A 1,610-nucleotide genomic window follows, 5' to 3' on the forward strand; every position below is an offset into this window, starting at 1 on the left:
AAGAACCAAGATGGTGTTAGTAACACCATCTTGGTTCTTTTATTTTGTTTTTAGTTTGTAAAATCAGGCTAAATGCCTAAACTTTCAACATGACAGGTTCAGATTTCACTTTACATTGCTCTAGTTAAAGATTGAAGGTGAACTTGCTCATTCTTTTCTTTTTTTAAACTAATCATGGCGATAAAGGAGATACAGTAAAGTCCAGCAAGATACCCCATCGCAACGGTAACATTGGCATGCTGCAGGATGTATCCAACTAAAATGGGAGATAATCCTCCTAATGCCCGGCCAAAGTTAAAGATCGTATTGGTAGCTGTGCTGCGAACCGCAACTGGATAATAACGACTGATTAATGCACCATAACCGGCAAACATTCCATTTGAGAAAAATCCCACAAGCGCACCGCCGATTAATAGACCTGCACTCCCTGAAGCAAAGGAGAATAAAAAGACAGCCACGGCAGAAGCGAGTAAGAAAATTCCATATGAGCGTTTCATTCCAAACCGATCCATGAATTGACCGAAAGTTAACATCCCGGCAATCATGCCGGCAGCCGTACTAATGGTCCAAAGAGCCGAATTGGATACGGATAATCCTTGTGATTGCTGGAGCATGGATGGCAGCCAAATCATTAAACCATTATAACCGGCAATTTGGACAGTTGCCATAATCGCTAAAGCGATTGTTGTGACCGATGTTCTAGGCGAAGAAAACAATTGCGATAGTTTCCCTTGCTTCGGCAAAAGTTGTTTTTGTTTTTGTGCGCCGACCCATACAGGAGATTCATCTAATTTCTTTCTTACGATAAAAGCGAAAATAACTGGAACCAAGCCGACGAAAAACAATCCTCTCCATCCCCAAGCAGGAAGAATCATCGCGCTAAGAAGAGCAGCGAGAATCACACCGTATTGAGCCCCGATGCTGACATAAGAAGAAGCGCGTCCTTGTTTATTCTTCGGCCAAGCTTCCGCCACAAGCGCCATCCCAATCCCATATTCTCCACCTGCACCTAAGCCGGCAATAAATCTAAATAGATAAACCTGATCGATATTTCCGGCTAACCCGGTTAAGGCCGTTCCAAGAGCAAATAGTAGAATCGTATAAGTGAATACTTTAACTCTCCCAAACTTATCTGCTAAAATCCCAAAAATGACTCCACCTGCAAGCATTCCTAAGTTAGTAATGGAAGAAATAAGACCGCCTGTAGCCATGTCGATATGAAACTCCGCAATAATCATCGACATCGCAAAGGATATAAACATGATATCCATACCCTCTAAGGTTAAACCTGCTACTGATGCTACTACTGTTTTTTTACGATAATCCATTTTTGTCGTTCTCCTTTCAAGCCTCACAGGACTATGTTTAAAAGATAGTTGGCAAAAATAAAAATGCCCTCTCATCCAAAGGACAAAAGGGCACTTATATACATGACCAGTATATAAGAAGTCTACTTTCGCCTTTTTGGCCTCTCTGGACCAAATTAAAGGAATTTAATTTCATCTAATAGTATCATGATATCAAAAGTGTGACAATATTTTAAGATAATAAACTTAATTTAATCAAAAGGTCATACCTCTAAAACAACTAGTTAAGTGACAGTCATACAA

At 40.3% G+C, this 1,610-nt stretch carries 1 protein-coding gene; it reads right to left on the reverse strand.

What is annotated here, in order from left to right:
* Nucleotides 1-110 precede the first annotated feature (110 nt).
* Nucleotides 111-1,328, reverse strand: a complete 1,218-nt coding sequence (locus V7266_RS30125) for an MFS transporter (protein WP_335472944.1) — start codon at nucleotides 1,326-1,328, stop codon at nucleotides 111-113.
* Between the last annotated feature and the right edge of the window lie 282 nt (nucleotides 1,329-1,610).

The sequence above is a fragment of the Neobacillus drentensis genome, assembly GCF_036965645.1.
Taxonomy (GTDB): Bacteria; Bacillota; Bacilli; order Bacillales; family Cytobacillaceae; genus Neobacillus; species Neobacillus drentensis_D.